The following is a 6,688-nucleotide window of genomic DNA, read 5'->3' on the forward strand; positions in this document are numbered from 1 at the left end:
TCTTCGCTCGGCTCACGTTTGGTGACGACCTTGAGCTCATTGTGCAGCAGTAGGTCGGCATCCTGAACCAGCAGGCCGCCGTTGACGCGCTTGTAGTCGAGTCGAGCAGCGCTCTCGTTCCATATGCCACACTCGAGCAGGCGCAGGTTCTTTTTCGCTGCGACAACTTCCAGGGCTGCCGGGGCAACGGAAGGCGCGATAATGACTTCGACAAACTGGCGTTCGACAATTGCGCTGGCAGTTTCTGCGTCGAGCTCGCCGTTGAAGGCGATAATTCCGCCGAAAGCGGATTCCGGATCAGTCGCATAGGCTCGGTCATATGCCTCAAGCTGGCTTGTGCCGATAGCAACGCCACAAGGGTTGGCATGTTTGACGATGACACAGGCGGGGCCGTCGGTCGCTAACGGGAACTGCTTGACGCACTCGAGGGCCGCATCTGTATCGGCGATATTGTTGAATGAGAGTTCCTTTCCCTGCAGCTGACGCGATGTCGAGATGCTGGCATCCTGCTGATTCGGAGAGATATAGAATGCTGCATTCTGGTGCGGGTTCTCACCGTAGCGCATGCCCTGTGCCTTGCTGAACTGCACGTTGAATGTGCGCGGCAGGCCGCCTGCTTCGCCGTTCTCGACAATTGAACCGAGGTGATTGGCGATGAGACCATCGTAGCGCGCAGTGTGTTCGAATGTTTTCACCGCCAGGTCGAAGCGGGTCTCATCCGATGTATTTCCATCTGCATCGACCTCGTCGAGTACACGCTGGTAATCGACACTGTCTACAATGACTGTCACGGCAGCATGATTTTTGGCAGCTGCACGCAGCATGGTCGGGCCGCCAATGTCGATGTTCTCGATGGCAGTCGGCAGATCGCAGTCAGGCTTGGCGATGGTCTCTTCAAAGGGGTAAAGATTGACGCAAATGAGATCAATCGGTGGAATGCCATGCTCCTGCATCACTTTCTCATCGGTACCGCGGCGACCCAGTATGCCGCCGTGGACTTTCGGGTGCAGCGTCTTGACGCGACCGTCCATCATTTCAGGAAAGCCGGTGTAATCACCAACCTCGATGACCGGTACGCCATTGTCAGCCAGCAGTTTGGCGGTACCGCCTGTCGAGAGAATTTCTATGCCGCGCTGGTGCAGCGCCTGGGCAAATTCGACAATGCCGGTTTTATCGGAAACACTGATCAGTGCACGTGTCATCTTGTTTGACATTGGTGTTGTCCCCTGGGGTCTTGAATTTTGTTTAATCGATAGAATAGGTGTGAAGTTTCTTTCGCAGGGTGCTGCGGCTCATGCCGAGTACCTGTGCCGCGCGGCTCTGGTTGCCTCGCGTCTGCTCCATCACGGATTCGAGCAGGGGCTTTTCGATTTCGCGTAGCACCAGCGTGTAAAGCCCCTCGGCATCATGGCCATTGAGGTGTGAAAAGTAGTCATCGACAGCGCGTCTGACGCACTGGCTGAGAGGTTCACCGTCAGCCTCCTTGGGTACCGAGAAGAATGTACGGGTGTTTGTTTCTTGTGTAACGCTTTTTTTCATGCTGCGCGAGCTGCTCCCTTCAGTACTCGGGTCTGTTGCCCGATGTTATTGAAATATTCTTCGACCACTCTTTTCTGGTCTGATGGTGATGTTGTTTTAAAGACGGCATCACGAAAACGTCCTGCATCTTGCTGACTTCTGCTGTACCAGCCGATATGCTTGCGCGCGATACGCACGCCGTGCTCTGCACCATAAAATCTGTAGAGCTCTTCAAGGTGCTCCAGCAGGTATTTCGCTATTTTATCAGTCGGCATTGGCGGCAGTTCTTGCCCTGTATCAAGGAAGTGACGCATTTCGTCAAAAATCCACGGCCTGCCCTGTGCTGCGCGTCCGATCATCAGTGCGTCGGCCTGCGTCTCCTTAAACACCCTGCGGGCCTTGAGCGGTGAATCGATATCACCATTGGCGATGACCGGGATGTTCACGCACTGCTTGACCTTGCGAATGGTGGAGTATTCGGCGTCGCCTGCAAACTTGTCGGCACGGGTACGTCCATGCACGCTTAGTGCAGCGACTCCTGCCATTTCGGCGATATGGGCGATCTGTTCCGCATTCCTGCTGGTGTGATCCCAGCCAGTACGAATTTTAAGCGTTACCGGCTTTTCGCTGGCGCTAACCACGGCCTCCAGAATTCTTCCAACCAGCAATTCATCCCGCATCAGTGCCGAGCCGGCTGCAACCGTGCAGACTTTTTTAGCCGGGCATCCCATGTTGATGTCGATGATGTCAGCGCCAAGGTCGGCATTGATACGCGCCGCCTGCGCCATTTTGGCCGGATCGGCGCCGACGATCTGCACCCATCTCGGGCCCTGCTCACCGGCATGATTAAGGCGGCTGAGCGTTTTTTTGCTTCCCCACAGGCTGGTATCGGCCGTTACCATTTCGGAGACAGCCAGGTCCGCACCCAGGCTGCGGCACAGCTGGCGAAATGGCCGATCCGTTACGCCGGCCATGGGGGCCAGTATCAGTGGTTTGTCAAAGCGATAGGAGCCAATCTGCATCGGTCAATTTGCAGGCATTTATTTTATTATTGGAAATTAGTAATGCTACGCCTTTTTGCCGCTTTTCGGAAGTGCTGTGCTGAATCGCGACCATTGGGTATCATGTCTGTTGATAATTAAAACAGAACCACAGGAGTATATTGTGAAATTAACCTATGTAGTTGCTGTTGCCACGCTATTGAGCGTTTCAGTTGCTTCGGCTGGGATACAGGTGAAGCCGGAACAGGATGCAGCACCGGCAGCAGTACCTGTCTCAGCCAAGAGTGAAGCTGCAGCAAGTAATCCGGCAGTAGAATTGAAACAGGGACTGGATACGCTGATCCAGTTTTTGCGTAATGGCCCGTCGATTGCCGAACTTGGTACATATCTGGAAGAGAAGATCGCACCCGGATTTGACTTTGAATTCATGAGCCAGGCATCTGCAGGTCCACTATACCGGTACATGGATGACGCTCAGAAAGCCCGTCTTGCGAAAAAGATGGAAGTGATGTTTCTCGCTTCACTTGCAGAGAAGCTCGCGATGTATGACAACCAGGATGTGGCTTACCTTCCACCACGTCGCAACAGGCGTGGACAAGTGATGGTCTCCGCGCTGGTGAATAATCCCGGTCGTTATCCCGGTCGCATCGATTTTCGTATGCACCAGACAAAGAAGGGCTGGAAAGTGTATGACGTGGTCGGCAATGGTGCGAGCGCCATCGTCTACTACAGGAATTACTTCCGCAAGGTGATGCGCTGATCTGCAGCACCTGTGACCGGTGCAGTGGCGTTGAATGAGTGAATCACGCAAAATCGGCGTTGGCATGACCATTGCAGCCTGGGTCGGGCTGCTGCTTGTGCTGACCTGGGCTGCATCGATCTTTCTGAACAAGCAGGAAAATCCCAACTCCTCACCCCAGGCAACACATGGAGCTGACGGCAAGCTGCAGGTCATGTTGCAGCAGAATCGTGCCGGCCACTATGTTGCCAATGGCCTGATCAATCAGCACCAGGTTCGTTTTCTGCTGGAGACAGGTGCAACCTTTGTTGCAATAGACAAGAGGCTTGCGCGCAAGCTTGGACTTGAACTGGGACCGCAGCGCCAAATGCAGACAGCAAACGGAGTTGTTTACGGCAATGCCACGCTACTTGACGAAGTCTCTCTCGGTGGAATATCCATTGAGCGGGTGCCGGCGGTGGTGATGCCTTCACTTGGTGACGAGGTACTGCTAGGTATGAGTTTTCTGAGACGACTGACGCTGATACAGAAGGGCAAGACGCTGCTGTTGCAGAGAGAGTGATTACAACGGCGATTGCCTGACGTATAAATTAACAAGGGGCGCATCAGCGCCCCTTATCTGTTTCACATGCTGCATCCGGTTAACAACCGGGAGCAGTCATAGTGATCAGGCTGAAACCGTATCCTTCAGTGCTTTGAGGGCGGTAACTTTGATGCCTGTATGTGCTGGCTTGGCAGCAATCTTGATGCTTTCGCCAGTTGCAGGGTTGCGCCCCATGCGCGCTTTGCGCCTGGGCTTTTTCACGCGTGCGATCTTAACGCTGGTGTCAGGGATCTGGAATTCGCCTGAACCGTTACGCTTCATGTGACGGGTAACGAGTTCACCAAGGCTTGAAAATACAGCGGCAACCTCTTTCTTGGTCATGCCAGTATCAGCAGCGATTGAATCAACAACCTGCGCTTTTGTCATCTTTGCGCGAATAGCTGTGAGCTTTTTTGCTGGTGCAGCTTTTTTGGCTGTACTCTTCTTTTTTGCGGCTTTCTTTTTTGCGGCCATCTTCAGGACTCCTCCTACTTAGAGATAAAAGATTGTATGGCATATGGAAAATAGCACAGTTTATTCCTCTTAACAGCAAAATTATGTAGAGTGCAAGTACATATATATAAAAGGGGATAGTAAAAAATGAGGATAACAAGTTTATTTCTGATGCTGATTCTGGCAATGCCGGCGTTGGCGATTGAGGTTGCAGGTGTCGAGGTCAGCAACAAAATTACAATTGGCGGGGAGACCCTCACGCTTAACGGTGCTGGTATTCGTTCCAAGTTTATCGTCAAGGTATACGTTGGTTCGCTCTATCTTGCGAAAAAGCAGAGTAATGCGAAGGCAGTGATTGATGCGGATGTTAAGAGCCGTATCGGTATGCAGCTTGTCTACTCGGTCGGGAAGAAAAAGATGGTTGCTGCATTGAATGATGGGTTGGAGAAGAATCTTGATGCTGCCACACTGGCGTCATTGAAGCCACGTGTTGCCAGGTTCAATGCAATGTTTCCCGATTTACGTGACGGGGATCATGTCGCCCTCGATTACATTCCGGGCAAGGGCACAGAGGTCGTGATTAATGGTGCTTCGAAAGGCGTCGTCAAGGGTGCCGATTTCAACCGGGCACTGAAGAGTATCTGGCTTGGCAAGAAGCCTGTAACTGGTGACCTGAAAGAGGCAATGCTTGGCCAGTGAGTCATTTTCTGTGCAGGCTGGAGGAGGTTGCTGATCCGGGTAGCCGTGGTTTCCGTGTCAAAATAGATGGACAGGAAACAGCGGTTTTCATAGTTCACCAGGGCGGCTCGGTGAGTGCATTCCGTAACAGTTGTCCGCATACAGGCGTCAATCTTGAGTGGGTGCCCGACCAGTTTCTGGATGTTGAAAATTGTCATATTCAGTGCTCCCTGCATGGGGCTCTGTTTGAAGTGCAAACAGGGCTCTGTATCAGGGGGCCTTGTGTAGGCCAGTCGTTACAGGGTCTGAAACTGGAGAATCGCGATGGAGAGCTGTGGCTGAGCGAGTGATTGATACGGCCGGATAAAGGAAAGTGTCTAATCTCAATACGCCATGCGGAGTGTGCTGATAAAATAGCAGCATGTATTTATCCAGTGATCAGCTTCTTCCGCAATTGCTCGTCGTGTGTGGCTTGCTCTACTTGTTGACGCTTTATGCAGCTGTTCGCTACGCACCATGGCAGAAACTCATGGTGCGTGAGAACTCAAACACCTATTTCGCTGCACTTGTCGGCATACTGTTTTTCTGGATGCTGGGAACAGAGATTGAGGCTGGTGCAGTTTTTCATCTCTCGGCAATGACCTCCCTAACCCTGATGGTAGGCTGGCAGTTCGCCATCATTGGCGGCTCGTTTGTACTCGCTGGCCTGATCCTGACACAGCAAGGTGAGTGGCTGGCATTTCTGCCCTCCAGCCTGGTCTCTATCCTGGTGCCCGTGATGATGACCTGGTTTCTGCTGGTGCTGGTGCTGGTGCGCTCGCTGCTGCCAAAGCACTTTTTTATCTATATCTTTTTCAATGCATTCTTTACGGGTGCAATCATCCATGATGAGCGCCGCAGCTGTCACGATAAGCCTGTTGTTGCTGTCGGGCGAACCGTTCGAGTCATTGTGGAATGGTTTTGTTATCTGGATTCCGCTGATGCTGTTTCCAGAGGCTGTATTGAATGGCTGGATTATGACAGTGCTGGTTGGATTAAAGCCGGAGTGGGTTTCAACTTTCAGTGATCATGAGTATTTGCACGGCAAGTAGGATTTGCTAAAGATAAAAAAGCCGCGTCGAAACGCGGCTTTTTAGTTTGCTGAAAATGCTTACCAGCGGGGCGGTTGAGCGTAGGGCCCAGGTGGTGGAGCATAATAGGGTCCTGTTGGTGCTGCATAGGGCCCCGTTGGTGCCGCATAAGGCCCGGATGGTGGAGCATAGGGTCCGGCCGGTGCAGGGCGGAAACGGTAGTCCTGCTGTTGTGGAGGCCTGTATGCCGGGGGACGTGGTGCAGGTCTTGGCTCTGGCCTTGCTACCGGCGCAGGGCGAGGACGTTGAACAAGTCTTGCCGGTGGCCTTGTTACAGGGGCCGGGCGCTGAACTTGCGCTGGTGCCGGCATTGCTATCGGGGCAGGTGTTGGCAGCTGTGCACCTGCAGGTGCTTTTGGTGCATCTGTTCCTGGCTGGCTCGCAAGTGCCGGTGGCTGTTCCATCATTGGGGCCGAAGGCAGGTTGTCGATGGCTGTATCCATGCGCTTGCGCATGGCAGCATGCTGATCCTGCATCTGTTTCTGCATGGCTTCACGATGTGCCTTCATGCGTGCCTGCATTTCAGCCCTGTGAGCATCTCTTCCGCCGGCAGATGTTGCATCGGCCGGAGCGGCTTCAGTGCTGG

Annotated in this window: 9 protein-coding genes and 1 pseudogene; 5 read left to right on the forward strand and 5 right to left on the reverse strand. The window is 53.2% G+C overall.

What is annotated here, in order from left to right:
• The 3 genes from purH to dusB all read right to left on the reverse strand — a co-directional run.
• On the reverse strand, positions 1–1,214 hold a 1,214-nt coding region (gene purH / locus BOW51_RS05865; RefSeq protein ID WP_078476884.1), incomplete at its 3' end, for a bifunctional phosphoribosylaminoimidazolecarboxamide formyltransferase/IMP cyclohydrolase.
• Between the two features lie 31 nt (positions 1,215–1,245).
• On the reverse strand, positions 1,246–1,539 hold the full coding sequence (gene fis, locus BOW51_RS05870) for a DNA-binding transcriptional regulator Fis (RefSeq protein ID WP_078476885.1): 294 nt from the start codon (positions 1,537–1,539) through the stop codon (positions 1,246–1,248).
• The gene (gene dusB / locus BOW51_RS05875) at positions 1,536–2,540 is read right to left on the reverse strand and encodes a tRNA dihydrouridine synthase DusB (RefSeq protein ID WP_078476886.1); all 1,005 of its coding nucleotides are present in this window, start codon (positions 2,538–2,540) and stop codon (positions 1,536–1,538) included. Before dusB ends, fis begins: the two co-directional genes overlap by 4 nt.
• Before the next feature lie 142 nt (positions 2,541–2,682).
• Here dusB and BOW51_RS05880 point away from each other — a divergent pair, with 142 nt between their 5' ends.
• Both BOW51_RS05880 and BOW51_RS05885 read left to right on the forward strand, forming a co-directional pair.
• Entirely contained in the window at positions 2,683–3,279 is a 597-nt protein-coding gene (locus BOW51_RS05880; RefSeq protein WP_167367248.1) for an MlaC/ttg2D family ABC transporter substrate-binding protein, read from the forward strand.
• 34 nt (positions 3,280–3,313) lie between these two features.
• Entirely contained in the window at positions 3,314–3,820 is a 507-nt protein-coding gene (locus BOW51_RS05885) for a retropepsin-like aspartic protease family protein (RefSeq protein ID WP_078476888.1), read from the forward strand.
• Between the two features lie 105 nt (positions 3,821–3,925).
• On the opposite strand, the gene BOW51_RS05890 is transcribed toward BOW51_RS05885, so the two are convergent.
• Positions 3,926–4,315, reverse strand: a complete 390-nt coding sequence (locus tag BOW51_RS05890) for an HU family DNA-binding protein (RefSeq protein WP_078476889.1) — start codon at positions 4,313–4,315, stop codon at positions 3,926–3,928.
• A gap of 126 nt (positions 4,316–4,441) precedes the next feature.
• On the opposite strand from BOW51_RS05890, the gene BOW51_RS05895 reads away from it, so the two are divergent.
• The 3 genes from BOW51_RS05895 (at position 4,442) to BOW51_RS05905 (ending at position 6,038) form a co-directional block, all read left to right on the forward strand.
• Positions 4,442–4,993: a chalcone isomerase family protein gene (locus tag BOW51_RS05895; protein WP_078476890.1), complete on the forward strand. Its 552-nt coding sequence runs from the start codon at positions 4,442–4,444 to the stop codon at positions 4,991–4,993.
• On the forward strand, positions 4,990–5,322 hold the full coding sequence (locus BOW51_RS05900) for a Rieske (2Fe-2S) protein (RefSeq protein ID WP_078476891.1): 333 nt from the start codon (positions 4,990–4,992) through the stop codon (positions 5,320–5,322). Before BOW51_RS05895 ends, BOW51_RS05900 begins: the two co-directional genes overlap by 4 nt.
• 71 nt (positions 5,323–5,393) lie before the next feature.
• Complete coding sequence (locus BOW51_RS05905; RefSeq protein ID WP_078476892.1) at positions 5,394–6,038, forward strand: hypothetical protein; 645 nt, start codon at positions 5,394–5,396, stop codon at positions 6,036–6,038.
• 84 nt (positions 6,039–6,122) lie between these two features.
• Here BOW51_RS05905 and BOW51_RS11110 read toward each other — a convergent pair.
• Positions 6,123–6,688, reverse strand: a pseudogene (locus BOW51_RS11110) (hypothetical protein); the annotation flags it as partial.

The organism is Solemya elarraichensis gill symbiont (assembly GCF_002021095.1).
Taxonomy (GTDB): Bacteria; Pseudomonadota; Gammaproteobacteria; order Chromatiales; family Chromatiaceae.